The following is a 24014-nucleotide window of genomic DNA, read 5'->3' on the forward strand; positions in this document are numbered from 1 at the left end:
CGCGCTCACACCGCCACCGGTGTCGTGTCCACGGGCGCCGGGCCGCGCCCGGTGATGGCCAGGAACGTGTCCTGGAGCGTCGCGTCGATCGACCCGCCGTGCGCCAGCTTGAGCGCGCTCGGCGTGCCCTCGGCGGCCACGACTCCCTTGTCGACCACGACGATCCGGTCCGCGAGCGCGTCCGCCTCGTCGAGGTAGTGCGTGGTCAGGAAGACGGTCGTGCCGTGCTCGGCGCGCAGCCGGCGGACCAGGTCCCACAGGTCGGCGCGGCTGCCCGGGTCCAGCCCGGTCGTCGGCTCGTCGAGGAAGAGCACCTTGGGGTGGTGCACGAGCCCCATCGCGATGTCGAGGCGGCGCCGCTGCCCGCCGGAGAGCGCGGCGGTCTTCCGCCCCATCAGGTCCGAGAGGCCGAGGTCCGCCGCCAGCTCCTCGGCCCGTGCGCCTGCCTGAGGCTTCGTCAGGCGGTAGAGGCGGCCCTGGGTGACCAGCTCCTCGCGCACGGACACGCTCGGGTCGACACCGCCGGACTGGGCGACGTATCCGACCGCGCGCCGCACCCCGGCCGGGTCGCCCGCAAGGTCATGCCCCGCGACGGTGGCCGCGCCACCGGTGGGAGCGAGCAGCGTGGTGAGCATGCGCAGGGTGGTCGTCTTTCCCGCGCCGTTCGGGCCGAGGAAGCCGAGGATCTCGCCCGGTTCGACGCGCAGGTCGATGCCGCGGACCGCCTCGACGGGGCCGTTCTTGGTGGTGAAGGTCCGGGCGAGCCCGGACGCGCTGATGACTGGCATGCGAGCCAGAAAAACAGAGTCGCTGAAATTTTGCAACGTCCCCAAAATTTCAGCGAGGCCAGCGAACCCGTAGGATCGGCGCATGGCAGAAGGGCTCAGGGAGCGGAAGAAGCGGCAGACCAGGCAGTACATCTCGGACGTGGCGACCGGCCTGTTCCTGGAGCGCGGCTTCGACGCGGTGACCGTCGCGGAGATCGCGGACGCGGCGAACGTCTCCGTGAACACCGTCTACAACTACTTCCCGGCCAAGGAGGATCTGTTCCTCGACCGGGCCTCCGGGGTCATCGACCGGATGTCCCGCTGGGTGCGCGGCCGGGGTGCGGGGGAGTCCGCTGCCGGCGCCGTGCTGCGTGAGCTGCGCGAGGAGGTCGAGTCGGTCTCGCCGCGCGTCGGGCTCATGGACGGGTACAGCGACTTCATGCGCGTGGTGCAGGCCGCGCCCGCCCTGCGTTCCCGGCTGTGGGCCATCCAGCAGGAGGTGCGCGACAACCTCGTGGCGACGCTCCGCGAGGAGACCCGCGCCGCCGAGGGCGACCCGCTGCCGGACCTGATCGCGGGTCAGATCGACTGGGTCCACCAGACCGTCATGGCGCACATCGGGCGCCGGATGGTCGAGGGCGGCACCCCCGCCGAGGTGTCCCGCGAGATGCTCGACGTGCTCGACGAGATCGAGGAACTTCTGAGCGCGAAGGTGCTCAACTACGCCGTCCGTGGCGCCTGATGAGCACGGATGATCGATCACTGATCCGTACCAGTGTGATGTCCGTCATTCGAGACGTGACGCGCATCTCTTAGCTGTCACACGGCCGCTCACGGGCGCTAGTGTCCGCCGAAGAGCAAGTAAACAGCGGTTAAGCGGTCGCGCGGGACACGCGGTTAGGGGACGTACGTGGCAAGGAAGCTCGCCGTCATCGGGGCCGGCCTCATGGGGTCGGGCATCGCGCAGGTCTCGGCCCAGGCGGGCTGGGACGTCGTGCTGCGCGACGTCACCGACGAGGCGCTCGCGCGGGGCACCGACGGGATCAAGGCCTCGTACGAGAAGTTCGTGGGCAAGGGGAAGCTCGACGCCGCCGACGCCGAGGCCGCGCTCGGCCGGATCACCGCCACCACCGACCTGGATGCGGCGGCCGACGCGGACGTCGTCGTCGAGGCCGTCTTCGAGAAGCTCGAAGTGAAGCACGAGATCTTCCGCGCGCTCGACAAGATCGTGCGGGACGACACGGTGCTCGCCTCGAACACCTCGGCCATCCCGATCACCAAGATCGCGGCGGCCACCGCCCGCCCGGAGCGCGTCGTCGGCGCGCACTTCTTCTCGCCCGTGCCGATGATGCAGCTCTGCGAGCTGGTGCGCGGCTACAAGACGAGCGACGAAACCCTCGCCACCGCCCGCGAGTTCGCCGAGTCCGTCGGCAAGACCTGCATCGTGGTGAACCGGGACGTCGCCGGGTTCGTGACGACCCGTCTCATCTCCGCCCTCGTCGTCGAGGCCGCGAAGCTGTACGAGTCGGGGGTCGCCACCGCCGAGGACATCGACGTCGCCTGCAAGCTGGGCTTCGGGCACGCGATGGGGCCGCTCGCCACCGCGGACCTGACGGGCGTCGACATCCTGCTGCACGCGACGGAGAACATCTACACCGAGTCGCAGGACGAGAAGTTCGCGCCGCCGGAGCTGATGCGCCGGATGGTGGACGCCGGTGACATCGGCCGCAAGAGCGGGCAGGGCTTCTACAAGCACGCCTGACCGCACAGCTGATGCCATGTCACCCCTCGGGGTGAATTCGGTATCGGTTCGCTTACAGACGGCAACTTTCGGCCCCCGCGGCCCGTCAGTTGCAGTGACATACCCAGATCACCCGGATCACATGACCAGCTGAGTACCGGCTCAGAAGCACTGGAGCAGTCGCGTACTCCGACCATTCTGAATTTCCCACGGGGAGCGCATATGTACATCAGGGGCGACCACGTCGAGCTGGTCGTCGGGGGCCGCCTCGACGTCCGCAGCGCGGCGGACGCCCGTTCGGTCCTGCACACCGCCGTCGACGACGGAATCGGCGACCTGGTGCTCGACCTGTCCGAACTCGACTCCTGGGACGCGACCGGCCTCGGCGTCATCATGGGCGCCCACCGCCGCGCGGGCCGCTGCGGACGCCGGCTCGTGCTGCGCCGCGTGCCGCCCCAGATGCAGCGCCTGCTCGTCGCCACCAGACTGCACCGGATCCTCGCCATCGAGGGCGGCATCGGCGTCGAGTCCCTGCCCCGCGTCTGAGGCGGAAGGCCGCGCGCGTGGCCGGAGTTGCACGGTTGAACCGGAGGTTTGACCCCGGAAGGGGTGAACCAGTCATTCCGGCGGGAATCGCCGACAATCCTCACGAGACTGTGACGTCTCGGGCGGCGCGGTACCTCCCGGCTTCGTAGATACTGTGCGCAGTGACAGCGCGGTGCGCACAGGCCGGGAGGGGCAAGCGGCGTGCCATGCTTTTGGGGGGCTTTGACGATGGACCCGACGAACCGGGGACCGGAAGATTCCAGCCAGGAACGGCACGAGGGGTCGGAGGGCGGCAGCGGGGGACGACAGCGTCCGCCCCGCGATCCTCTGACGCCCGATTACGGCCAGCCCGCACCCGCGCTCGCCCGCACCGTGCGACTCGTCTCGGGCGACCATCTGCTGACCGTCAACCCCGTGGACGGCAGCGAGATCGAACCCTGCCCGCCCGGAGAGCGCCCGGGCCGGCCCGACAAGTACGGCGCCACGGAGCGCGCGGCGCTCGCCCGCGCCGCCCGGCCACCGCTGCCGCCGGGGCCCGCACAGCCCCAACTGGCTCTCCTGGAGCGCCAGGAGGAGCGCGAGCGCCTGGTGCGGCTCCTGGCGCGCGGCCGCTCGGTGCGGCTCACGGGGCCCGCGGGATCCGGGCGCACCGCGCTGCTCGACCGGATCGCCGAGGACTGCGCCGACATCGCGCCCGACGGCGTCGTCCGGCTCTGCGGCACCCGGCGCTCCGTCGACGACCTGCTGTACGAGCTGTTCGGCGCGGTCCACAAGGCGCCGCTGCACCGCCCCGACCGCGCGCTGCTGCTCGAACTCGTCCACGAGATCGGCGCCGTCGTCGTCCTCGACGACCTCGAGTTCGGCGGCGCCGCGCTCGACGAACTCCTCGAAGCGACGCCCGAGTGCGCCTTCCTGCTGTCCGCGACGCCCGACGTGCCCGCGCCGTCGGCCGACTCGCACATCGAGGAGGTCTTCCTGGCGGGGCTCGGGCGCGGCGGCTGCCAGCAGCTCCTGGAGCGGGCCGTCGGCCGGGTGCTCACCGACGAGGAGGCGCAGTGGGCCGCCGACCTCTGGTTCGAGTCCGAGGGCCTGCCGCTGAGGTTCGTACAGGCGGGCGCCCTGCTCCGGCAGCGCGACCAGCTCCGCGCCGACCCCGAGGCCTTCGACGCGTTCGGGTACTACGAGGGTCCGGGCGCGGCCCCCGTGGACGCGCCCTTCGACACCGCCGACGGGCACGACGTACCGCTGCCCGCGCTCGCCGAGGCCGCGGCGCCCGCCGCGCTGCTCGCGTCGCGGCTCGGCGCGTCCGCGCGCGCCACCCTGGAGTTCGCGGTCGCGCTCGGCGGCGAGATCCCGCACCAGGCGCATCTGCCGGCGCTCGTCGGCGACACGCACGCCGACGCGGCCCTCGCCGAGCTCGTCTCCTGCGCCCTCGTCACTCCGGCAGGCGGCCGCTACCGCCTCGCGGCAGGAGTGCGCCGGCAGTTGGAGGCCGCGGGCTACGGCGGCGACTCCGCCGACCGCGGGAGCACCGCCGCCCAGCACTACGCCTGGTGGGCCGCGCACCCGTCGGTGGGACCCGAGCGGGTGGTCGCGGAGTCCGACGCCGTGCTTGCCGCGCTCGCGGCGACGACGGCGCGCGAGGCGTCCGTGGAGCTGGCCCGCGCGGCCGCGCCCGCCTTCGCCGCCGGGCTCGCCTGGGGCGCGTGGGAGCGCGCCCTCAGGGCCGGCCTCGAATCGGCGCGCGCCACGGGCGAGGTGTCCGAAGAGGCTTACTTCCACCACGAGTTGGGCATCCTCGCGCTCCTCGGCGGGCAGCTCGACCGGGCCCGCGTCGAGCTGGAGGCCTCCATCGCGCTGCGCGGCGCCGTCGCCGACAAGCGCGGCACGATCGCCGGGCGCCGGGCCCTCGCCCTGGTCGCCGACCGCTCGGGCGGCGCGCTGCCCGGGAGCACGGCGGCGGGGGAGGAGATCCCGGAGGCGATGTACGAGGAGTCGGCCTCGCCGCCCGGCGGAGTCCCCGCGTACGGACGGTCGGAGGCGCCGCCCGAGCCCGACACCCTGGTGACCCGTCAGGCCGCCCCGCCCGCGCCGCCCGCCCCGACGGTCTTCGGCGGCAAGGCGCCCTCGCGCAAGTCGGTGGCCGGCGGAGCCCGGCGCAACATGGTGGCGGCGGGCGCGGGCGCGCTGCTCGCGGCGGTGCTCGGCACGGTCGTCACGCTCGGCGCCACGTCGGGCAACGACGACCCGCCGTCCGACAAGGTCGACACGAACCCGTCGGCGACGGCGGGGGAGAACGGCGGGGACCTCGGCGCCGACGAGGTGAACGGCGACGACGGCAGGACGAGCGCGGCGCCGACCGACCCCGGCAAGGACGGAGTCCTGGGCACGTCGGACGACCCGACGCCGTCGAGCGGGGCTTCCGGCACGCCGTCGGACGGTCCCAGCGGCTCCAAGTCGCCGGACGACCCGACGAAGTCGCCGTCCAAGTCGCCCACGAAGTCCCCGACGAAATCGCCGACCAAGTCCCCGACGAAGCCGCCCACTTCACCCCCGACGAAGCCGCCGACGACCCCGCCGACCACGCCGCCGACAAGTCCTCCGCCGACGCCGACGTCGACCGCGCCGACGACCCCGGACACCTCGGACACGGCGAGCGGCCCGAACACGTCCAATCCGGGGACGACGCCGACTGCCTGAGCCTTGCAGGCATGAGGGGCGCGGGGTCCGGGGCGGAGCCCCGAGACGTCAACCGCGCCTCCCGCAATGTCAGAACAACCGCAGCTTGTCGTCCTCGATGCCCCGCATCGCGTCATAATCCAGCACGGCGCAACCGATCCCCCGGTCCGTCGCAAGAACGCGCGCCTGCGGCTTGATCTCCTGCGCCGCGAAGACACCCCGCACCGGAGCGAGGTGCGGGTCCCGGTTCAACAGCTCCAGGTAGCGGGTGAGTTGCTCCACGCCGTCGATCTCGCCGCGGCGCTTGATCTCGACGGCCACGGTCTGCCCGTCGGCGTCCCGGCACAGGATGTCGACCGGGCCGATCGCCGTCATGTACTCGCGGCGAATGAGCGTGTAGCCCTCGCCCAGCGTGTCGATGCGGTCGGCGAGCAGTTCCTGGAGGTGGGCCTCGACGCCGTCCTTGATGAGGCCGGGGTCCACGCCGAGCTCGTGCGAGGAGTCGTGGAGGATCTCCTCCATCGTGATGATGAGCTTTTCGCCCGCCTTGTTGACGACGGTCCACTTGCCCTCGTCGTCCCCGGTGCCCTCCTTCAAGGTGCACGGCGGCGACATCCAGTTGAGGGGCTTGTAGGCACGGTCGTCCGCATGGATCGAGACGCTGCCGTCCGCCTTCACGAGGATGAGGCGGGGTGCCGACGGGAGGTGGGCGGTGAGCCGGCCCGCGTAATCCACGGAGCAACGGGCGATGACGAGACGCATGGTCGGCAACGCTACTCGAACCCCACGGCTCCACGCACTTCGCCCTAGTAAGCACGCGTTCGCCATTGGCCGGTTGTGTACGAACGAATACCCCTACGCCCTGTTGCGGTTCGGACACGTTCCCTACCGTAGAAGACAGGAGGTCGCGGCGCGTGCACGCTGCGTGTTCCACGGGCCGTGCGTGCCGAGGACTTCTGCCCTGTCCGTATGCCCCCGCTCCCCGGGGGTGCGAGAGGAGAACCCATGTCGCTCGACGTCTCACCGGCGCTGTTGGATCAGGCCGAGCGAGGCGAGGTTGACGAAAAGGACTTCGTCGACTGCGTCCGGACCTCCCTGCCTTACGCATGGGAGATGATCAGCTCCCTGGTGGCTCAGCTGAAGGTCGACGGCGGAGCGTTCGCCGACAACCAGACGCCGCCCCCGGACGAGCAGGCACGTGGACAGCTTCTGCGTGCGCTCGCGAGTGACGCCATACGTGGGGCGCTGCAGCGGCACTTCGGTGTCCGCCTCGCGTTCCAGAACTGCCACCGGGTCGCGGTGTTCCCGCAGGACCCGGCGGTGGACGAGACGCTCGCCCGCTTCACCTCGGCACGCAATCAGCTGCTCAACCAGTCACCGGAACTGCGTGACTGCTGAGGGCTGAGGGCGTAACAGCCTTTGCCTGTCGGCCCGTACGCGGGAGGTGCATCTGTACGGGCCGACAGGCGCCGGGGCGAAGTGCCCACAAGGTCAGCCGAGTTGCGGCAGCACCTCGGCTCCCAGGCGCCGCACGTTCTCCTCCGTCGCCGTGAGATCTCCCGAGCCCTCGACGAGCAGCGCGAACCGGGTGATCCCCGTCCGCTCAGACGTGGCCGCGAGCCGGTCCGCGCACAGCTGCGGGGTGCCGACCGGATGCAGCGAGCACAGCAGCTCCGTGTACGCGTGCGGGTCGCGCATCGACCGCGCCCTGCCGTCGACCGTCACATGGGCGTCAAGACCCTGCTTCAGCCAGCCCGGCATCGCCTTCAGGAGTGTCTCCGAGGCCTCCGACTCGCTGTCACCGATCTGGGCGACACCGGCGGACACGTGCTCCGCCGCGTAGATCTCGTCGACCGGGCGCCCGGCGTCGCGCGCGCAGCGCCGCCACAGGGCGACCATCTCCGCCTTCTCCCCGTCCCCGATGTGCATGCCGAGCAGCATCGGCAGGCCCCGCTCGGCGGCGAGCCGCACGCTCTTCGGCGACGTACAGGCAACGATCACTTCCGGCCCTTCCCGGCCCGCCCCGCCGATCGCCTCCGCGGGACGCGGCACGACCGGGACCTCGCGGAAGGCGAAGCGCTCGCCGGCGCCCCCGACGTGCTCGTCCCGGAGCCACTTGAGGAGCAGGTCGAGGGATTCCGGGAACCCCTTCTCGTACGCCTCGATGCCGGCCCCGAAGACCTCCAGGTCCACCCAGGGGCCGCCCCTGCCGACGCCGAGCGAGAAGCGGCCGCCCGACGTGACGTGCAGCAGGGCCGCCTGCTCGCCGAGGGCGACCGGGTGCGCGGTCGGCAGCACGCTGACCGCCGTGCCCACCCGCAAGGTGTTCGTGCGGCCGAGCAGCAGCGCGGCCAGCGTCACGGCCGAGGGACAGGTCCCGTACGGCACGAAGTGGTGCTCGGCGAGCCACACCGAGTCCAGGCCCGCCTCCTCGGCGACCTCGGCCGACCGCACCGCGCGGTGCAGTGCCTCCCCCTGCCCCTGGCCCGGAAACTGGGCCGCCAGTACAAACGTCCCTACACGCATCGCACTCCTGCCTTTCTTGGCGCCGACGCGGGCATTCCCCCAACAGGCAATAACGGTTGGCAAGTGCCAAAGACACGGCCTCCCAAGAAGATTGGCGGATTTTCCGGCAAGTCTTGACGAGGCCCCCTCGACGTGACGGTCTTCGGGTACCCCCTGCCCTTCGGCGTAGGCTGGACATGACCTCCAGCTCCGTTCACACATCCCGAGGTGAGACGTGTCTCCGCGCCGCAACCGTCCGAAGGCAGGCGGATCGTCCAGCAGCAGCGCGTCCGCCGGCGGTGGGGACGAAGGGCGGCGCTACGGCGGGTTCCAGTCCACGGAGAGCTGGCAGGGCGAGGAGTGGAGCGTGCGCCATGTGGCGGGCGCGAGCGCGGCCGGCAAGACGTACCGCTGCCCCGGCTGCGACCAGCAGATCCCCTCCGGGGTCGCCCATGTCGTGGCCTGGCCCGAGTACGGGGGAGTGGACGACCGGCGGCACTGGCACAAGGCGTGCTGGAACGCGAAGGACCGCCGCACCACGAAGGTGCAGCGGTCCAAGAACGCGCCGCGGTACTGAGCCGGCCGATACGCCGGTACGCCGATACCGCCGGGCGTCTACACGTCGCGGTTGTTGATCGACACGAACGCGCCGCCGAGCGCCACCGCGGTGATCCCCGCCATGATCCACAGCGGCTCCCAGCCGGTGGGGCCCGAGCTGCCGGTCACGGACTGGTCGTAGAGCACGGCGAGCTGGCTGGGGACCGAGTACTCGAGGAGGGCCTGCTGCAGGTCCTTGAGCGACTCCGCGAACATGAAGATCGCCATGACCAGCGGCAGCAGCACGACGCCGACCATGATGGTGATCGCGCCCGCGGAGTGCCGTACGAGGGTGCCGACGGCGAGGCCGAGCAGGCCGAGCAGCGCGACGAACAGGCCGACGCCGAACGTCGTCTTCAGCCACGCGCCGCCGCTCGGCGAGTCCGAGCCCACGATCCCCACCTGGAGCGCGCCGACGAGCGCGGCGAACACCGTGGTCAGCACCGTGACCAGGACGAAGAAGACGATCGCCTTCGCGGCGAGCACCCGGCTCCGGCTGGAGCAGGCCGTCATCGTCGTACGGATCATTCCGGTGCCGTACTCGGAGGCGATCGTCAGGACGCCGAGGGTCATCACGCAGATGGTGCCGAGCAGCGTGCCGAAGAAGCCGAGGCTGAGCACCTGGCTGCTGTCCGGCGTCGGGCCGTTGTCGGAGGCGACCACGCCGGCGGAGGCCAGGCCGAGTCCGACCATGAGCACGATCATCACGCCCAGCGTCCACATCGTGGAGCGCACGGAACGGATCTTCGTCCACTCCGAGGCCAGCGCGTCGCCGAGGTGGGCCTTGCGGATCGGGATGGGCGAGGCGTACGAGGCGCCGGGTGCGGCGAAGGTCGGGGGCGGCGTGCTCATCGGGCGTCCTTGTCCATCGGCGGGGCGGTCGGGGCCGGTGCGGCGGGTGGGGCCGGAGCGACGGGCGGGGCCGGCGGGGGCATCGGGGTCGCGTACGGGTTCTGGTCCGCGACGGGCGGCTGAACCGGCGGCTGACCCGGTGCCTGGGGCGGCGGCGGGGCGTACCAGCCCGGCTGGCCCTGCCCCGGCACCGGCATCTGCTCGGGCGGCACCGCGCCCGGCGGCAGCTGCTCGTGCAGGCCCGCGCGCTGGTCGGCGGTCGAGCGGTAGTCGACGGCGCCCTGCGTCATCCGCATGTACGCCTCCTCGAGCGAGGCCTGGTGCGGCGACAGCTCCCACAGCCGTACGTCCGCGCCGTGCGCCAGATCGCTGATGCGCGGCAGCGGCAGGCCCGTGACCCGGAGGCCGCCGTCCTGCTCGGGCAGCACCTGGCCGCCCGCCTCGGTCAGCGCGGCCGTCAGCTTCTCGCGCTGCTGGGGCTCGCTGTCGGGGGTGCGCACGCGCGCGAAGCCCGCCGAGTTGTGTGCGATGAAGTCCCGCACGCTCATGTCGGCGAGCAGCTGCCCGCGCCCGATCACGATCAGGTGCTCGGCGGTCAGCGCCATCTCGCTCATCAGGTGCGAGGAGACGAAGACCGTGCGCCCCTCGGAGGCGAGCTGCTTCATCAGGTTCCTGACCCAGAGGATGCCCTCGGGGTCGAGTCCGTTGACCGGCTCGTCGAAGAGCAGCACCTGCGGGTCGCCGAGGAGCGCGGCGGCGATGCCGAGCCGCTGCCCCATGCCGAGCGAGAAGCCGTTGGAACGCCGCTTCGCGACCTCCTGAAGGCCGACGACGCCGAGCACCTCGTCGACCCGGCGGGCCGGGATGCCGGAGAGCTGGGCCAGGCTCAGCAGATGGCTGCGTGCGGTCCTGCCGCCGTGCACGGCCTTCGCGTCGAGCAGCGCGCCCACCTGGCGCGGCGCGTTCGGGAGCTTGTTGTACGGGTAGCCGCCGATGGTCACATGGCCCGCACTCGGCTGGTCGAGGCCGAGGATCATGCGCATCGTCGTGGACTTGCCCGAGCCGTTCGGCCCGAGGAACCCGGTCACGGTCCCCGGCCGCACCTGGAAGGAAAGGTTGTACACGGCTGTCTTCGCGCCGTAGCGCTTCGTCAGGCCGACTGCCTCGATCATTCTCCGCACCCATCGGAAGGTTCTGAGAGTTTCAGGACGTCGGGGCAGACGCCCCCGTAAGGGTTAGGAGCGTATACGCGAGCTGACGGTTCCGGCCAAGAGTGAGCAAAGCGTCAGGCGGGGCCGGAGGGGATGGTTCCACCCGCGCGCAGGATCCGGGTGCCCGCCTCGCGCACGGCGGGGGACGCGGCGGCGCGCCGCACCCAGTCCCGAGGCGCGGGCCCGAGCAGCGCGGACAGCTCCGTGGAGGCCGCCATGAGCGCGCTCAGGAGGCCCGCCTGGTCGCCGCCGCCGGCCCGCGGGACTCCGGTGTCCGGGTCGACGAGAACGCCGTGCTCGCCCACGTACATCTGCAGTCCGGGCACGGGGGCGTCGGGGACGGCGGCCCTGCGGTAGTTCGGCAGCTCGGTGGCGTCGACGGCCTTGAGCTGGGCCGCGTCGAGCCAGGACACGACGAGGGTGCGCGCGGCCCGCGGGTCCGGGTAGGGGGCGGCCGCCACATAGCCGTTGCGCCCGATGTGCGCGGAGCAGCCGACGCCGATGCCGCGCGTGGGCAGCGGCACCATCGGCACGGCGACCGGCAGACCGAGCTTGCGCAGCTTGTACGCGACCTGGGCGGGGGCCGCGTTGGAGCCGACGGCGAGCACGGGGGTGCGGTCCGCGGTCCAGCGGGGCAGCTCGCGCTCCACGTCGAGGTCGAGGAGTTCGTCGCCGCGCAGCAGGGCGGGGGCGGTGACCGGGCGCCCCGGGTAGCTGAGCGGGGTGAGGGCGGGGACGGTGTCGTAGCCGAGGGAGACGAGGGTGCGGCCGGGATCGATGAGCGCCATGGTGCCGCAGGCTAGGGCACCCCCCCGGGCCCGTCCTACGCGTCCCGCTTCTTCAGCAGCACGTATCCGACGATCAGCACCGCCGCGACCCACACCAACAGGATCCCGAGCCCGCCCCACGGCCCGTACGGGGCGTCGTCGCTCGGCGGGTCCACCACCTGCATGATCTTCAGGCCCGCCTGGTCGGGGAAGTACTGGGCGACCTTCTTCGTGGCCGAGACGCTGCCGAGGATCGGCGAGACCAGGAAGAAGAACGGCATCAGGATGCCGAGCGAGAGCATGGGGGAGCGGAGCATCGCCGCGACGCCCATCGAGAACGTCGTCAGGAGCGTCATGTAGACGGCGGCGCCGAAGACCGCGCGCAGCACGTTCGGGGCGCCCAGGTCCGTGCTGTGGTCGCCGAGCATCAGCTGGCCGAGGAAGAACGACGCGAAGCTGATGACCAGCGCGACGACGAGCGCGAGCAGCGCGGCGACCAGGATCTTCGAGAAGAGGAACGTGCCGCGCTGCGGGACCGCCGCGAGCGAGGTGCGGATCATGCCCGTGCTGTACTCGCTCGCGACCACGAGGACCCCGAAGACCAGCATCGCGAGCTGGCCGAGCGTGAGGCCGGAGAAGGAGATGAAGGTCGGGTCGAAGGTGAGCTTGTCCCCGGTCGACATCTTGTCGAACTCGTTGCTGGTGAGCGCGCTGATCAGCATGCCGAGGCCGACGGAGACGAGCACCGCGAGGCCGAGCGTGAAGGCCGTCGAGTTCACCGATTTGATCTTGGTCCACTCGGAGCGGAGGACCTGGGCCGCGGCCATCTCAGGCGCCCTTCTCTTGGTTCCAGCTCGAACCCCAGCCCGACTGCTGCGGATTCTGCGGGGTCTGTGGCGGCTGAGGGCCGCCCTGCGTGGTCGGCTGGTCCGGGGATTGGGTGTGCGCGTGGTACTCCACCGACTCCGCGGTCAGCTGCATGAACGCCTCTTCGAGGGAGGCCTGCTGAGGGCTCAGCTCGTGCAGGACGAGCTGGTTCCGTGCGGCGAGCTCACCGAGCTCCTCGGCGGGGTGTCCGTCCACCTCGAAGGCGCCGCCGGACTCCACGACCGTGATGCCGGACCGGTGCAGCACGTCGAGCAGCCGCTCGCGCTGCGGTGAGCGCAGCCGGACGTACGAGCGCGAGTTCTGCCGGATGAAGTCCGGCATCGACATGTCGGCGAGGAGGCGGCCCTGCCCGATGACCACCAGGTGGTCGGCGGTGAGCGCCATTTCGCTCATCAGGTGGGAGGAGACGAAGACCGTACGGCCCGCGGCGGCGAGGGACTTCATCAGGTTGCGGATCCAGTGGATGCCCTCGGGGTCGAGCCCGTTGACCGGCTCGTCGAACATCAGGATCTGCGGGTCGCCGAGCAGCGCGCCCGCGATGCCGAGGCGCTGCCCCATGCCGAGCGAGAAGCCCTTCGCCTTCTTGCGGGCCACCGCCGTGAGGCCGACCGTGTCGAGCACCTCGTGCACGCGGTTCTTCGGGATGCCGTTGGACTGCGCCAGGCACAGGAGGTGGTTGTAGGCGCTGCGGCCGCCGTGCATCGCCTTCGCGTCGAGCAGGGCGCCGATGTAGCGCAGGGGGTCCTTCAGCTGGGCGTAGTGCTTGCCGTCGATGTGGACGTCGCCCGCCGTCGGGTTGTCGAGGCCGAGCATCATCCGCATCGTGGTGGACTTGCCCGCGCCGTTCGGGCCGAGGAAGCCGGTGACGATTCCCGGCCGGACGGAGAAGGTGAGGTCGTCCACGGCCGTCTTCTCGCCGTAGCGCTTGGTCAGCCCCGAGAGCTCGATCATGCGGCCACGCTAAATCGTGACAAAGCCCCCGGCCACTTGTGTGTGACCGGGGGCGAATCAAGCGCCGACGGCGGGTGGGCAGCTCAAGCCCCGCCGGGGCGTGAACTACCGGGACTGCTGCGCCGGCACCCCGCGGGTGACCGGCTCGTCCTCCGCCGGGGCGCCCGCGGCAGCGACCGCCGCACCGGTGAGGGTGGCCAGCATCTCGCGGACGTTCGTCAGCTGCGCGTTGATCGAGTCGCGGCGGTTGGTGAGCGCCGCCAGCTCGCGCTCGGACTCGCTGCGGATACGGTCCGCCTTCGCGTTCGCGTCCGCGACGATGTCCTCGGCCTGGCGCTGGGCCGTCTCCACCGTCTGACGGGCGCGGCGCTCGGCGTCCGTGCGGAGCTTCTCGGCCTCGAGGCGGAGCTGCTCGGCGCGGTGCTCGATCTCGGCGAGGCGCTTCTCGGCCTTGGCCTGACGCGAGGCCAGGTCGCGCTCCGACTGCTCGCGGCGCTTGGCCAGGTTCGTCTCGAAGTCGGCGGCGGCCTGGGCGGCCTTGGCGCGCGTCTCCTCGAAGAGGGCGTCCGCCTCCTCGCGCTTGGACTGCGCGTCCTTCTGCGCCTCGGTGCGCAGCGCGGTGGCCTCGCCCTTGGCCTTCTCGACGATCCGAACGCCCTCGTCCTCGGCCTTGGACTTGCGCTCGGCGGCGAACGACTCCGCGTCGTTGCGCACCTGCTGGGCCGCGGACTCGGCGAGCTCCCGGTGCTGCTCGGCCGCCCTGCGGGCCTCTTCGCGCAGGTCCTTGGCCTCCTCCTCGGCGAGGCGGAGGATCTTCTCGACGCGGGCGCCGAGGCCGGCGTACGACGGCTCCGCGTCGTTCACCTGCGCCTGAGCGTTCTGCGTCTCGAGGTGGAGTTCCTCGATGCGCTTTTCCAGAGCAGTGATACGGGCAAGAGCGCTGTCACGGTCGGAGACGAGCTTGGAGATCCGTTCGTCCACCTGAGCGCGGTCGTACCCACGCCGCACAAGCTCGAAGCCGTAGGGGGAAGTGTCGCTCATGGGGTTCCTGTCGAATGAGACCGGTGAGGTGATAGTGGGAATCCTAGGGGGCGCAGCGGCGTGTCATCGGGCAGATGTCGGATTGATCAGCCTTCAGCTCTAGAATGACCCCCCTTTTGAGTGGCGTAGGGACGGACTGCTTGCCAGAACAGGGCCAAACGTCCTTGGCGAGCACGGTAGTTGGCCGAAAGGCTAGCCCTCCGAGCCCTTGCCACTCGAACGTGTGGCCCCCGCTGCGGCTCCCGCCTTGACGCCGCCGTCCTTGCCTCCCCCGCCGGACGGAGCCTCAAAACTCTCCAACGCCTCCAGTACGTCCTGGACACGGGAAATCTCGGCATTGATGTCCTCGCGGCGCCTGACCAGCACGTCGAGGTCCCGCTGACCCTTCTCGATCATGGCGGTGGCCTCCTGCTCCGCGTCCGCCTTGATCTTGTCCGCCTCGCGGGACAGCTCGGACTTCTTCTGCTCGGCCTCCTTGAGGAGCCCCTCGGCCTTCTTGACGGCGGCGATCCGGACCCTGCCGGCCTCCGAATCCGCGTCGTTCAGCACCTCCTTGGCCTTGGCCTGCGCCTCGGAGAGCTGCTCCTCCGCGGCCTTGACCAGGGCGTCGCAGCGCTCGCCCGCGCTCTTCATCGCCTCGGCCGACTCGCGGCGCGCGTGCTCGTGCAGCTCCTCGATCTCGGCCGTGATCCGGTCGCGCAGCTCCTCGGCGCGCTCCCTGATCTGCGTCGCGTCCCTGCGGGCGCCGACGAGCAGTTCGTCCGCGTCCGTACGGGCCTTCTCCACGATCGAGTTGCCCTCGACGGTCGACTCCGCGACCAGGCGCTCGGCCTCCGTGCGGGCCGCGCCGACCATCGTGTCGGCCTGCGACTCCGCGTCGGCGGTCGTCTTCTGCGCCGTCTCCTGGGCGTCGTGGGTCAGCTTGTCGGCCTCCGCCGCGGACTCCGTGATGAGCTTGTCGACCTGCTCCGCGGCCTCCGTGCGCCGCTTGTTGGCGTCCTTGCGGGCCTCGTCCAGCGTGCGCTCGGCCTCCTCGCGGGCGGCGGCCGTGATGCGGTCCGCCTCGGCGGCGGCCTCCGCCTTGACGCGCTCGGAGTCGGTGCGGATCCGCTCGGCGTGCGCTTGCGCGGACGCGACCGTCTCGGCGGCCTCGGCGCGCAGCCGCTCCGCGTCGCCGGACGCGTCCGAGATCAGCTTCTCGGCCTTGGCGACGGACTCGGTCCGTACGCGCTCGGCCTCGGCCCGCGTCTCGTTGGTCAACTGCTCGGCGGCGGCCGTCGATTCGGCGCGCAGCCGCTCGGCCTCGGCGGTCGCGTCACCGACGAGCTTCTCGGCCTTCGCCGTGGACTCGGCGGCCAGCCGCTCGGCCTCCGTCGTGGCGTCGCCCACCAACTGCTCGGCGCGTGCCGTGGACTCGGAGCGGACCCGCTCCGCTTCCGTGTTGGTCTCCGTCGTCAGCCGCTCGGCCTCGGCGGTCGCCTCGGTGATCAGCGTGTCGGCCTGCTCGGCCGCGTCGGAGCGGATCCGGTTGGCGTCCTCACGGGCGTCGGCGCGGGTGCGCGAGGCGTCCTGGTCGGCGGCCGTGCGCAGGTCGGAGGCCTCCGTGCGGACCTGCTGGGCGTGCTCCGAGGCGTCCGTGCGCAGCCGCTCGGCCTCGGTGAAGGCCTCGGAGACGGTGCGCTCCGCCATGGCCTTCGCGGCCTCCGCCTCGGCGGTGGCGTCGGAACGGACCCGGTTCGCGTCCTCGGTGGCGCGCTCGCGCTCCGCGTAGGCGTCGGAGCGGACCCGGTCGGCCTCCTCCTGCGCCTCCGTCTTCGTACGCTCCGCCGCGTGCTCGGCGGCGGACCGCAGCCCGGTGATCTCCTCCTGGGCCGCCTCGTGCAGGCCGGCCACGGAGTCGCGGACCTGCTGCGCCGTCTGCTCCGCGGTGGAGACCATCTCGGTCGCCCGCTGGTCCGCCTCCTCGACCAGGCGGACGGCCTCGGTCTGCGCCTCGTCGACGCGGGCGCGCGCCACGGCGAGCAGTTCCTCGCTCTGCTCGCGGGCCCGCGAACGCTCCTGCTCGGCCTCCTCGCGCGCGCTGCCGAGCGTCTCCTCGGCCTCGCGGCGGCGCCGGGCCGCCTCCTCCTGTGCGGCGGCCAGCGTCTCCGCCGCCTCGGTCGCGATCCGCTCGGCGGCGGACTGCGCCTCGGCGCGGATCCGGTCGGCGGACTCCTGCGCCTCCGTCTTGAGCCGCTCGGCCTCCGCGGAGGCCTCGGAGGTCAGGCGCACCGCGGCGTTCTCGGCCTCGGAGCGGGTCGTCGAGGCGTCGGCCGCGGCCTCGTTGCGAAGGCGCTCGGCCTCCGTCTCGGCCTGCGCCTGCACCGTACGGGCGCGCTCGGCGGCGTCCGCGCGCAGCCGCTCCACCTCGTCGGCGGCCTCGCGGCGCAGCGTCTCGCCCTGCTCCCGCGCCTCGTTCAGCGCCGTCTCCGCGGCGGTGAGGCGCTCCTCGGCCTCCGTGTGCAGGCGGGTCAGCTCGCGGGCCGCCTCCTCCTGCTTGACCTGCATCGCCCGCTCGGCCTCGGCCTTGAGCTCCTGCGCCGCGCGCTCCGCCTCGGAGCGGGTGGCCTCGGCCTGCTCCTCGGCCTCGGTGCGGTACCGCTCGGCCTCCGCGCGCGTGCGCTCCAGGGTCTCCTCGGCCTGCTTGCGCAGCGACGTGGCCCGCTCGATGGCCTCCGTGCGGACGCGCTCGCTCTCCGTCGTCGCGGCGGTGCGCAGCTCGTCCGCGTCCGCCTTCGCCTTGGAGAGGAGCTGCTCGGCGGTGCTGGCCGACTCCTCGATCTGCTGGACGGCCTCGCGGCGGGCCTCGGCCCGGATCCGCTCGCCCTCCTCGACGGCCTCGGCCCGCAGCTGCTCGGCCTCGCCGCGAAGTCGCCGCGCCTCCTCCTGGAGTTCGACGGTCTTGGCGCGGTACTCCTTGGTGTCGTCCTTGGCCGCGCCCTTGAGCTCCGTGGCCAGGTCGTGCGCCTCGGCGCGCAGCCGGTCCGCCTCGGCCTCGGCCTCGCTGCGCAGCCGCTCGGCCTCGTCGGCCGCGGCCTTCGTCGTCGCCTTGGCTTCCTCGGACGCCTTGTTGAGCACGTCCTCCGCGGTGCGGGCGGCCTTCGCGAGCTCGCCGGCGGTCTCCTCCGCGGTGACCGTACGGGCCTTCTCCTTGGCCTCGGCGATCAGCTTCTCGGCCTCGGCGCGCGCGTCGGCGACGACCTGCTCGGCCTCCGACTTCGTGGTCTCCGCGTCCTTCGTGGCCTCCTGGACGAGGCGGGCCACCTGCTCCTTCGCGGTGCGGGTGCGCTGCTCGTTGGCCGCCTCGGCGCTCGCGAGCTGCTTGCCCGCGGCGTCCTTCGCCTCCGCGAGCACCTTGTCGGCCTCGGCGCGGGCCTCGCGCAGCGCCGTGTCCGCCTCGGCGATCTTCTGCTCGGCGGCGCGGCTCAGCTCGCCGGAGCGGCGGCGGGCCTGCTCGGCCTCGTCGCTCGTCGACGTCCGCAGCTGCTCGGCGTGGTCGGTGGCCTCCTGGGCCTGCGTCGACGCCGCGTTCAGCAGGCGCTCGGCGTCCTGCCGGGCGCGGGCCAGGATCGACTGCGCCTCGGTGCGCGCGTCCTCGGCCTCCGAGGTGAGGCGCTGGCGGGCCTGCTCGGCGACCCGCTCGGCCTCCGCGCGGGCGGCGGCGAGCGCCTGGTCGGCCTCCGCGCGGGACTCGTCGAGGAGGCGGCGGGCCTGCTGCTCGGTGCGGGCGCGCAGCTGCTCGGCCCACTGCACGTTCTCGTTGACGTGCGTCTCGACCGTGCGGCGGCGCTCGGCGAGCTCCTGGTCGAGCTGCTGGCGGCGGTTGACCGCCTCCGTGTGCAGCTCGGACTGGAGCCGGGACTGCTGCTCGGCGTGCTCCTGGAGGATCCGCTGGGTCTGCGCGCGGGCGTCGCGCAGCTCGCGCTCGGCGTCGGCGCGCAGCTGGTCGGCCTGGATCTGCGCGTTCCGCAGGAGCTGCTCGGCCTGGTAGCCGATGTCCGACCCGTCGTAGGCAGGCCGGGACGCGAGGCTGCGGCGCGCCTCGTGCAGCTTGGCGCGCAACACCTCCACCTGGTAGCCGAGGTCCTCGGCGTGCTGGACGGCCTTCTCCCGATCGGTCTTCAGCCGGTCCATCTCGGCTTCGAACCGCGAGAGATGGTCGGTCTCAGCCGGCCGTCGGCCGTCCTGGCTCTCATAGCCCCGCACTGCGCGGTCCCATCCGTCCCCTGGTCGCAAGTTCTTCTTACGAGCCCCGCCCGTTCATGCGAACGGGGCCCCCGGGGAATGGTGTCAGATCGAATTCGCCGGTGCCGTCGGACCGTTCCGGCTGCTGCCGTTCGTTCCCGACGTACCCCGACCCTCGTCCCCCGATACCCGGACCCCGGCCCACGACCGGCCGTTGGTGACGGCAGCCGCCCCACAACCCTACCGGCACGGCTATGTGGAGGTCAGTGCTCCGCCGAGTCCTTGGGTGCGGCAGTGACGAGTTCGGTCAGTACGCCGTGGCAGTCCTTGGGGTGCAGGAACGTGATGCGGGAGTCCATCGAGCCCCGCCGGGGCTCGTCGTAGAGCACGCGGACGCCCTTGTTCCTGATGTCCGCGGCGTCCGTGTCGACGTCGGCCGTGCCGAAGGCGATGTGGTGCACACCCTCGCCGTTCTTGGCCAGCCACTTGCCGACGGCGGAGTCCTCGCGGGTGGGTTCGAGCAGCTGGAGGTAGGAGGCCCCGCCGTCGGAGGTCTCGTTGATCTTGAGCATGGCCTCGCGTACGCCCTGCTCCTCGTTGACCTCGGAGTGGAAGACCTCGAAGCCGTACGTCGCCCGGTAGAACTCGACGGTCTTGTCGAGGTCGAAGCAGGCGATCCCGATGTGGTCGATTCGCGTCAGCATGAAGTCAGTGCAGCGCGCGCGGAGTGGTTACGCAACGTGCGCGCGATCACACTCGCGTGCCGGTGACGAGTGGCATACCGGTCAGTACATTCGAGTAAACCCTCGTTCACTCCTCACCTCCAAGGGGCCGTGCCTCATGTCAGGAACGACCGGTACCACGTCAGTGATCGTCGCGGGCGCGCGGACGCCCATGGGCCGTCTGCTCGGCTCGCTCAAGTCCTTCTCCGGAGCCGACCTCGGCGGCTTCGCGATCAAGGCCGCCCTCGACCGTGCGGGGATCGGTGGCGACCAGGTGCAGTACGTGATCATGGGCCAGGTGCTGCAGGCCGGGGCGGGGCAGATCCCGGCGCGCCAGGCCGCCGTCAAGGCGGGCATTCCCATGAACGTCCCGGCGCTCACGATCAACAAGGTGTGTCTGTCCGGGCTCGACGCCATCGCGCTCGCCGACCAGCTCGTTCGCGCCGGCGAATTCGACGTGGTCGTGGCCGGTGGCCAGGAGTCCATGACGAACGCCCCGCACCTGCTGCCGAAGTCCCGCGAGGGCTACAAGTACGGCGCGGTCGAGATGCTCGACGCGATGGCGCACGACGGCCTCACCGACGCCTTCGAGAACATCCCGATGGGTGCCTCCACGGAGAAGCACAACACCCGCCTCGGCATCGCCCGCCCCGAGCAGGACGAGGTGGCGGCCCTGTCCCACCAGCGGGCCGCCGCCGCGCAGAAGAACGGCATCTTCGAGGCCGAGATCACGCCCGTCGAGATCCCGCAGCGCAAGGGCGAGCCGGTCGTCTTCAGCAAGGACGAGGGCATCCGCGCGGAGACCACCGCGGAGTCGCTCGGCAAGCTGCGCCCGGCCTTCGCCAAGGACGGCACGATCACCGCCGGCACCTCCTCGCAGATCTCCGACGGGGCCGCCGCGGTCGTCGTCATGAGCAAGGCGAAGGCGCAGGAGCTCGGCCTGGAGTGGATCGCCGAGATCGGCGCGCACGGCAACGTCGCGGGCCCGGACAACTCGTTGCAGTCGCAGCCTTCGAACGCGATCCAGCACGCCCTCAAGAAGGAGGGCATCGCCGCCGAGGACCTCGACCTCATCGAGATCAACGAGGCGTTCGCCGCGGTCGCCGTGCAGTCAATGAAGGACCTCGGCGTGTCCTCGGAAAAGGTGAACGTCAACGGCGGGGCCATCGCGCTCGGTCACCCGATCGGGATGTCCGGCGCGCGCATCGTGCTGCACCTCGCCCTGGAGCTGAAGCGGCGCGGCGGCGGCGTCGGCGCGGCGGCCCTGTGCGGCGGCGGCGGTCAGGGTGACGCGCTGGTCGTGCGGGTACCCAAGGCGTAACGCCCACGACGGGCGCAACGCCCTCGACGGCGGAACCCCTTTTCGTACGGGTACGGGAACTGGCGAACGGAGCTGTGATGCAGGACGTCCCCACGTTGGTCGCGCAGGCGAGGGAGGGCAGGCCGCGTGCCGTGGCCCGGCTGATCTCGCTGGTGGAGGGGGCGTCCCCGCAGCTGCGCGACGTCATGGCCGCGCTGGCCCCGCTGACCGGGAACGCGTACGTCGTCGGCCTCACCGGCTCGCCCGGAGTCGGCAAGTCGACCTCCACCTCGGCGCTCGTGAGCGCGTACCGGCGGGCCGGGAAGCGGGTCGGCGTGCTCGCCGTCGACCCGTCGTCGCCGTTCAGCGGCGGCGCGCTCCTCGGCGACCGGGTCCGGATGTCCGAGCACGCGTCCGACCCCGGCGTCTACATCCGCTCGATGGCCACGCGCGGGCACCTGGGCGGCCTCGCGTGGGCCGCGCCGCAGGCGATCCGGGTGCTCGACGCGGCCGGCTGCGACGTGATCCTCGTCGAGACGGTCGGCGTCGGGCAGTCCGAGGTCGAGATCGCCTCGCAGGCGGACACGTCGGTGGTGCTCCTCGCACCCGGCATGGGTGACGGGATCCAGGCGGCCAAGGCCGGAATCCTGGAGATCGGCGACGTGTACGTGGTCAACAAGGCCGACCGGGACGGCGCCGACGCCACGGCCCGCGAGCTGAACCACATGCTGGGTCTCGGCGAGTCCCGCGCCCCCGGCGACTGGCGCCCCCCGATCGTGAAGACGGTCGCCGCGCGCGGCGAGGGCGTCGACGAGGTCGTCGAGGCGCTGGAGAAGCACCGGGCGTGGATGGAGGAGCACGGCGTGCTCTCCGAGCGGCGCGCGGCGCGGGCGGCCCGCGAGGTCGAGACGATCGCGGTGACGGCGCTGCGCGAGCGGATCGGCGACCTTTCGGGGGACCGGCGCCTCGGCGCGTTGGCCGAGCGCATCGTCGCGGGCGAGCTCGACCCGTACCGGGCCGCCGACCAACTGGTGGAGGGCCTCACCGGGGCCTGAGCGTGAAGCCCGGCCGGGGCGCTCCGGCCGGGCCTCGCGGTCTGTTCTTCCTCTCCGCCCGCTGTTACGGTGCGGCCATGTCATTCCTCCGTGCGTAGAGAACTCCGGTGCAGTCACGCCCCGTTGAGTTCTCCCCGCATGCCCGCTCCGGAGGAAATCCATCATGTACGCCGCCGTGTTGCGGACCCCGTACGCCCTGCGCACCTTTGGTGCGGCCCTGCTCGGGCGCCTCTCGTACGGGACCGTCGCCCTCTCCCTGATGCTCGCCGTGACCGCCGCCACCGGCTCGTACGCCGTCGCGGGCGCCGTCATGGCGCTGTACGGCGCCGCCAGCGTGCTCCTGTCGCCGCTGCGCGCCCTCTTCATCGACCGGTACGGGCCGCGCCGCGCGCTGCCCCCGATGGCGCTGTCCTACGCGGCGCTGCTCGCGCTCTTCGCCGTGGTGGCCTGGCGCCCGGGGGCGTCCGGGCCGCTGCTCGTGGCCCTCGCCCTGCCGACCGGGGCGCTCACGCCGCCGCTCGGGCCCACGATGCGCACGGTGTGGGGGCGGATGCTGGCGGACGACCGGCGGCTGTTGCAGCGGGCGTACAGCCTCGACGGGGTCGCCGAGGAACTGCTGCTCGTGTGCGGCCCGTTGCTGGTGGGCGTGCTCGTGCTGTGGGCGCCCGCCGCCTTCGGTGTTGCCCTGAGCGCCGGGCTCGTGGCCGTCGGAACGCTCGTCTTCGTCGCCTCGCCCGCGGTGGCGGGGGTGACCGCGACGCCGCGGCCGACCGGTCGGCGTCGTGCGGGCCGGGGCAAGGTCGCCCGCCGGCTCCGGCAGCCCGTGGTCGTGACCCTCGGCGTCGGGGTCGCGCTCGGGGCGGCCGATCTGCTCGTCCTCGCCTTCGCCGAGGAGCGGGGGAGCGGCGGGGCGGCCGCGTGGATCCTGGCCGCGCTCTCGGCCGGCAGCGCGGTGGGCGGGCTCGTGAACGGGGCGGTGGACTGGCGTGCGCCCGCGCGCACCCGGCTCGCGGTCCTGGCGGCCGGGCTCGCGGCGGCGCTGGGAGGTGCGGCGCTCGCGCCGGGGCTCGGCGCGCTCGCGGTGGCGGCGGCGTGCGTCGGCCTGTTCGTCGCGCCGGCCCTGACCACGGCGTACCTGATCGCGGACGAGTCGGTGGACGCGGGTTTCCGTACGCAGGCCGGGGCGTGGGTCAACACGTCCCTGAACGCGGGCTGTTCGGCCGGGACGGCGGGCATCGGGCTCCTTGTGGGCCATGTGCCGCTGCCGCTCTGCTTCGCGGCGGCGGCGGTGGCTCCGCTGCTCGTGGCGCTCCCATTTAAAGCCCCTGCGGCGATTGAGCAGCGGGGTCCGGGGCGGAGCCCCGTGGCCCACGCCCCGGTTCCGGGTGAACGTCAGTCGTCGTCGCCGTCGTCCTGGCCGTCGTCGTCCGACGCGTGATCCGCGGTCACCGCACCCGACTTGAAGTCCACGTGCCAGTCGTGCTGCGTGCCGTTCGAGGACGTCGTCTCGACCTCCCAGACCTTCACCGAGCCGTCGTCGTCGGCGTCCACCGAGGTGACCGTGCCCTTCGAGCCCGCGGCCTTGGCGGCGTCCTCGGCCGACGTCGACGCGTCCTTCAGGGTCGCCGCGACGCGGGCCGCGCTGTCGTCGCCGTCGTCGTCGCGCTCGGTGTGGGAGCCGAGCACCTTGCCGTTGCCGGGGTCGACATCGACGTGCTGCCACTTGTCGCCGGAGCCGATCACGTCGACCTCCCAGACGAGACGCCCGTCGTCGGAGTCGAGGTCGGCGCCGACGGCCGTACCCGGCGTGTGCTTCAGGGCGGCGGCGATGGCGTCCTCGGCCTTCACCTTGGCGCCCTTCGCCTCGTTGATCTCCTCCTGCTTGTCGCTCACGCCGTCGTCGTCCTTGACCTGCACGGACGACTGCCGCGCCGTGTTCGACGAAGACGAACCGGCACCGTCGTCGCCGGAGACCGCGACCGCGGTGGCCGTGCCCCCGCCCAGCAGGGCGATGGCGGCGATGGCGGAGATGACAGTGGTACGGCGCTTCATGGGGTTCCTCCCGTGGTGGGGTTCCGACGAGGAACACACTGCCCGGCCGACCCTGAAGCCCCGCTGAAGGAACCTGAAGACCTCTTCAGGTTCCTTCAGGGTTCTTCAGGTTCGAC

Annotated in this window: 21 protein-coding genes; 9 read left to right on the forward strand and 12 right to left on the reverse strand. The window is 72.1% G+C overall.

Annotated features, from left to right (window positions below; translation table 11 throughout):
- Positions 1-5: 5 nt before the first annotated feature.
- Positions 6-788, reverse strand: a complete 783-nt coding sequence (locus ACFV9W_RS19830) for an ABC transporter ATP-binding protein (protein ID WP_385762554.1) — start codon at positions 786-788, stop codon at positions 6-8.
- A gap of 82 nt (positions 789-870) precedes the next feature.
- Between ACFV9W_RS19830 and ACFV9W_RS19835 the strand changes: the two genes are divergently transcribed.
- The 4 genes from ACFV9W_RS19835 (at position 871) to ACFV9W_RS19850 (ending at position 5754) form a co-directional block, all read left to right on the forward strand.
- Entirely contained in the window at positions 871-1509 is a 639-nt protein-coding gene (locus tag ACFV9W_RS19835; protein WP_385762556.1) for a TetR/AcrR family transcriptional regulator, read from the forward strand.
- 168 nt (positions 1510-1677) lie between these two features.
- Positions 1678-2529, forward strand: a complete 852-nt coding sequence (locus ACFV9W_RS19840; RefSeq protein ID WP_385762558.1) for a 3-hydroxyacyl-CoA dehydrogenase family protein — start codon at positions 1678-1680, stop codon at positions 2527-2529.
- A gap of 201 nt (positions 2530-2730) precedes the next feature.
- On the forward strand, positions 2731-3054 hold the full coding sequence (locus ACFV9W_RS19845; protein WP_266714147.1) for an STAS domain-containing protein: 324 nt from the start codon (positions 2731-2733) through the stop codon (positions 3052-3054).
- A 228-nt stretch (positions 3055-3282) separates the two neighbouring features.
- A complete protein-coding gene (locus ACFV9W_RS19850; RefSeq protein WP_385762560.1) occupies positions 3283-5754 on the forward strand; it encodes an ATP-binding protein in 2472 nt (823 codons plus the stop codon).
- Positions 5755-5823: 69 nt separating this feature from the next.
- Here ACFV9W_RS19850 and nucS read toward each other — a convergent pair whose 3' ends face one another.
- Positions 5824-6495, reverse strand: a complete 672-nt coding sequence (gene nucS, locus ACFV9W_RS19855) for an endonuclease NucS (protein WP_385762562.1) — start codon at positions 6493-6495, stop codon at positions 5824-5826.
- Between the two features lie 243 nt (positions 6496-6738).
- Here nucS and ACFV9W_RS19860 point away from each other — a divergent pair, with 243 nt between their 5' ends.
- Positions 6739-7131 (forward strand): SCO5389 family protein, encoded by a 393-nt coding sequence (locus ACFV9W_RS19860; RefSeq protein ID WP_385762564.1) that lies wholly within the window; start codon positions 6739-6741, stop codon positions 7129-7131.
- Positions 7132-7224: 93 nt separating this feature from the next.
- On the opposite strand, the gene ACFV9W_RS19865 is transcribed toward ACFV9W_RS19860, so the two are convergent.
- The gene (locus ACFV9W_RS19865; protein ID WP_385762567.1) at positions 7225-8259 is read right to left on the reverse strand and encodes an LLM class flavin-dependent oxidoreductase; all 1035 of its coding nucleotides are present in this window, start codon (positions 8257-8259) and stop codon (positions 7225-7227) included.
- A 214-nt stretch (positions 8260-8473) separates the two neighbouring features.
- On the opposite strand from ACFV9W_RS19865, the gene ACFV9W_RS19870 reads away from it, so the two are divergent.
- Positions 8474-8815 (forward strand): ATP/GTP-binding protein, encoded by a 342-nt coding sequence (locus tag ACFV9W_RS19870; RefSeq protein ID WP_385762569.1) that lies wholly within the window; start codon positions 8474-8476, stop codon positions 8813-8815.
- A gap of 38 nt (positions 8816-8853) precedes the next feature.
- Here the strand turns inward: ACFV9W_RS19870 and ACFV9W_RS19875 are convergent, their stop codons facing one another.
- The 8 genes from ACFV9W_RS19875 to mce form a co-directional block, all read right to left on the reverse strand.
- Entirely contained in the window at positions 8854-9687 is an 834-nt protein-coding gene (locus ACFV9W_RS19875; protein ID WP_385762570.1) for an ABC transporter permease subunit, read from the reverse strand.
- A complete protein-coding gene (locus ACFV9W_RS19880; RefSeq protein ID WP_385762572.1) occupies positions 9684-10859 on the reverse strand; it encodes an ABC transporter ATP-binding protein in 1176 nt (391 codons plus the stop codon). Before ACFV9W_RS19880 ends, ACFV9W_RS19875 begins: the two co-directional genes overlap by 4 nt.
- 113 nt (positions 10860-10972) lie before the next feature.
- Entirely contained in the window at positions 10973-11686 is a 714-nt protein-coding gene (locus tag ACFV9W_RS19885) for a hypothetical protein (protein WP_385762574.1), read from the reverse strand.
- 35 nt (positions 11687-11721) lie between these two features.
- A complete protein-coding gene (locus ACFV9W_RS19890; protein ID WP_385762576.1) occupies positions 11722-12492 on the reverse strand; it encodes an ABC transporter permease subunit in 771 nt (256 codons plus the stop codon).
- Between the two features lies 1 nt (position 12493).
- The gene (locus ACFV9W_RS19895) at positions 12494-13504 is read right to left on the reverse strand and encodes an ABC transporter ATP-binding protein (protein ID WP_385762578.1); all 1011 of its coding nucleotides are present in this window, start codon (positions 13502-13504) and stop codon (positions 12494-12496) included.
- A 105-nt stretch (positions 13505-13609) separates the two neighbouring features.
- Positions 13610-14545 carry a cellulose-binding protein gene (locus ACFV9W_RS19900; RefSeq protein ID WP_385762580.1) on the reverse strand — a complete coding sequence of 312 codons (936 nt, stop codon included), beginning with the start codon at positions 14543-14545 and terminating at the stop codon, positions 13610-13612.
- Between the two features lie 192 nt (positions 14546-14737).
- Positions 14738-18790: a polarized growth protein Scy gene (gene scy, locus ACFV9W_RS19905; RefSeq protein WP_385762582.1), complete on the reverse strand. Its 4053-nt coding sequence runs from the start codon at positions 18788-18790 to the stop codon at positions 14738-14740.
- A 242-nt stretch (positions 18791-19032) separates the two neighbouring features.
- Entirely contained in the window at positions 19033-19473 is a 441-nt protein-coding gene (gene mce / locus ACFV9W_RS19910) for a methylmalonyl-CoA epimerase (RefSeq protein ID WP_385762584.1), read from the reverse strand.
- A gap of 136 nt (positions 19474-19609) precedes the next feature.
- Between mce and ACFV9W_RS19915 the strand changes: the two genes are divergently transcribed.
- The 3 genes from ACFV9W_RS19915 to ACFV9W_RS19925 all read left to right on the forward strand — a co-directional run bounded on the left by ACFV9W_RS19915 (position 19610) and on the right by ACFV9W_RS19925 (position 23284).
- The gene (locus ACFV9W_RS19915; RefSeq protein ID WP_385762586.1) at positions 19610-20812 is read left to right on the forward strand and encodes an acetyl-CoA C-acetyltransferase; all 1203 of its coding nucleotides are present in this window, start codon (positions 19610-19612) and stop codon (positions 20810-20812) included.
- 77 nt (positions 20813-20889) lie between these two features.
- A complete protein-coding gene (gene meaB / locus ACFV9W_RS19920; RefSeq protein WP_385762589.1) occupies positions 20890-21846 on the forward strand; it encodes a methylmalonyl Co-A mutase-associated GTPase MeaB in 957 nt (318 codons plus the stop codon).
- Positions 21847-22009: 163 nt separating this feature from the next.
- Positions 22010-23284: an MFS transporter gene (locus tag ACFV9W_RS19925; protein WP_385762591.1), complete on the forward strand. Its 1275-nt coding sequence runs from the start codon at positions 22010-22012 to the stop codon at positions 23282-23284.
- On the opposite strand, the gene ACFV9W_RS19930 is transcribed toward ACFV9W_RS19925, so the two are convergent.
- A complete protein-coding gene (locus ACFV9W_RS19930) occupies positions 23239-23898 on the reverse strand; it encodes a PepSY domain-containing protein (protein WP_385762593.1) in 660 nt (219 codons plus the stop codon). The genes ACFV9W_RS19925 and ACFV9W_RS19930 overlap by 46 nt on opposite strands.
- Positions 23899-24014: the final 116 nt, after the last annotated feature.

The organism is Streptomyces sp. NPDC059897, from assembly GCF_042730865.1.
In the GTDB taxonomy this organism is placed as follows: domain Bacteria; phylum Actinomycetota; class Actinomycetes; order Streptomycetales; family Streptomycetaceae; genus Streptomyces.

Excerpts from the sequence above, each read along its gene's own strand:
- ACFV9W_RS19830 (WP_385762554.1), bottom strand. The coding sequence starts at position 788 with ATGCCAGTCATCAGCGCGTCCGGGCTCGCCCGGACCTTCACCACCAAG.
- ACFV9W_RS19835 (WP_385762556.1), top strand. The coding sequence starts at position 871 with ATGGCAGAAGGGCTCAGGGAGCGGAAGAAGCGGCAGACCAGGCAGTAC.
- ACFV9W_RS19845 (WP_266714147.1), top strand. The coding sequence starts at position 2,731 with ATGTACATCAGGGGCGACCACGTCGAGCTGGTCGTCGGGGGCCGCCTC.
- ACFV9W_RS19850 (WP_385762560.1), top strand. The coding sequence starts at position 3,283 with ATGGACCCGACGAACCGGGGACCGGAAGATTCCAGCCAGGAACGGCAC.
- nucS (WP_385762562.1), bottom strand. The coding sequence starts at position 6,495 with ATGCGTCTCGTCATCGCCCGTTGCTCCGTGGATTACGCGGGCCGGCTC.
- ACFV9W_RS19860 (WP_385762564.1), top strand. The coding sequence starts at position 6,739 with ATGTCGCTCGACGTCTCACCGGCGCTGTTGGATCAGGCCGAGCGAGGC.
- ACFV9W_RS19865 (WP_385762567.1), bottom strand. The coding sequence starts at position 8,259 with ATGCGTGTAGGGACGTTTGTACTGGCGGCCCAGTTTCCGGGCCAGGGG.
- ACFV9W_RS19875 (WP_385762570.1), bottom strand. The coding sequence starts at position 9,687 with ATGAGCACGCCGCCCCCGACCTTCGCCGCACCCGGCGCCTCGTACGCC.
- ACFV9W_RS19880 (WP_385762572.1), bottom strand. The coding sequence starts at position 10,859 with ATGATCGAGGCAGTCGGCCTGACGAAGCGCTACGGCGCGAAGACAGCC.
- ACFV9W_RS19885 (WP_385762574.1), bottom strand. The coding sequence starts at position 11,686 with ATGGCGCTCATCGATCCCGGCCGCACCCTCGTCTCCCTCGGCTACGAC.
- ACFV9W_RS19890 (WP_385762576.1), bottom strand. The coding sequence starts at position 12,492 with ATGGCCGCGGCCCAGGTCCTCCGCTCCGAGTGGACCAAGATCAAATCG.
- ACFV9W_RS19895 (WP_385762578.1), bottom strand. The coding sequence starts at position 13,504 with ATGATCGAGCTCTCGGGGCTGACCAAGCGCTACGGCGAGAAGACGGCC.
- ACFV9W_RS19900 (WP_385762580.1), bottom strand. The coding sequence starts at position 14,545 with ATGAGCGACACTTCCCCCTACGGCTTCGAGCTTGTGCGGCGTGGGTAC.
- mce (WP_385762584.1), bottom strand. The coding sequence starts at position 19,473 with ATGCTGACGCGAATCGACCACATCGGGATCGCCTGCTTCGACCTCGAC.
- ACFV9W_RS19915 (WP_385762586.1), top strand. The coding sequence starts at position 19,610 with ATGTCAGGAACGACCGGTACCACGTCAGTGATCGTCGCGGGCGCGCGG.
- meaB (WP_385762589.1), top strand. The coding sequence starts at position 20,890 with ATGCAGGACGTCCCCACGTTGGTCGCGCAGGCGAGGGAGGGCAGGCCG.
- ACFV9W_RS19925 (WP_385762591.1), top strand. The coding sequence starts at position 22,010 with ATGTACGCCGCCGTGTTGCGGACCCCGTACGCCCTGCGCACCTTTGGT.
- ACFV9W_RS19930 (WP_385762593.1), bottom strand. The coding sequence starts at position 23,898 with ATGAAGCGCCGTACCACTGTCATCTCCGCCATCGCCGCCATCGCCCTG.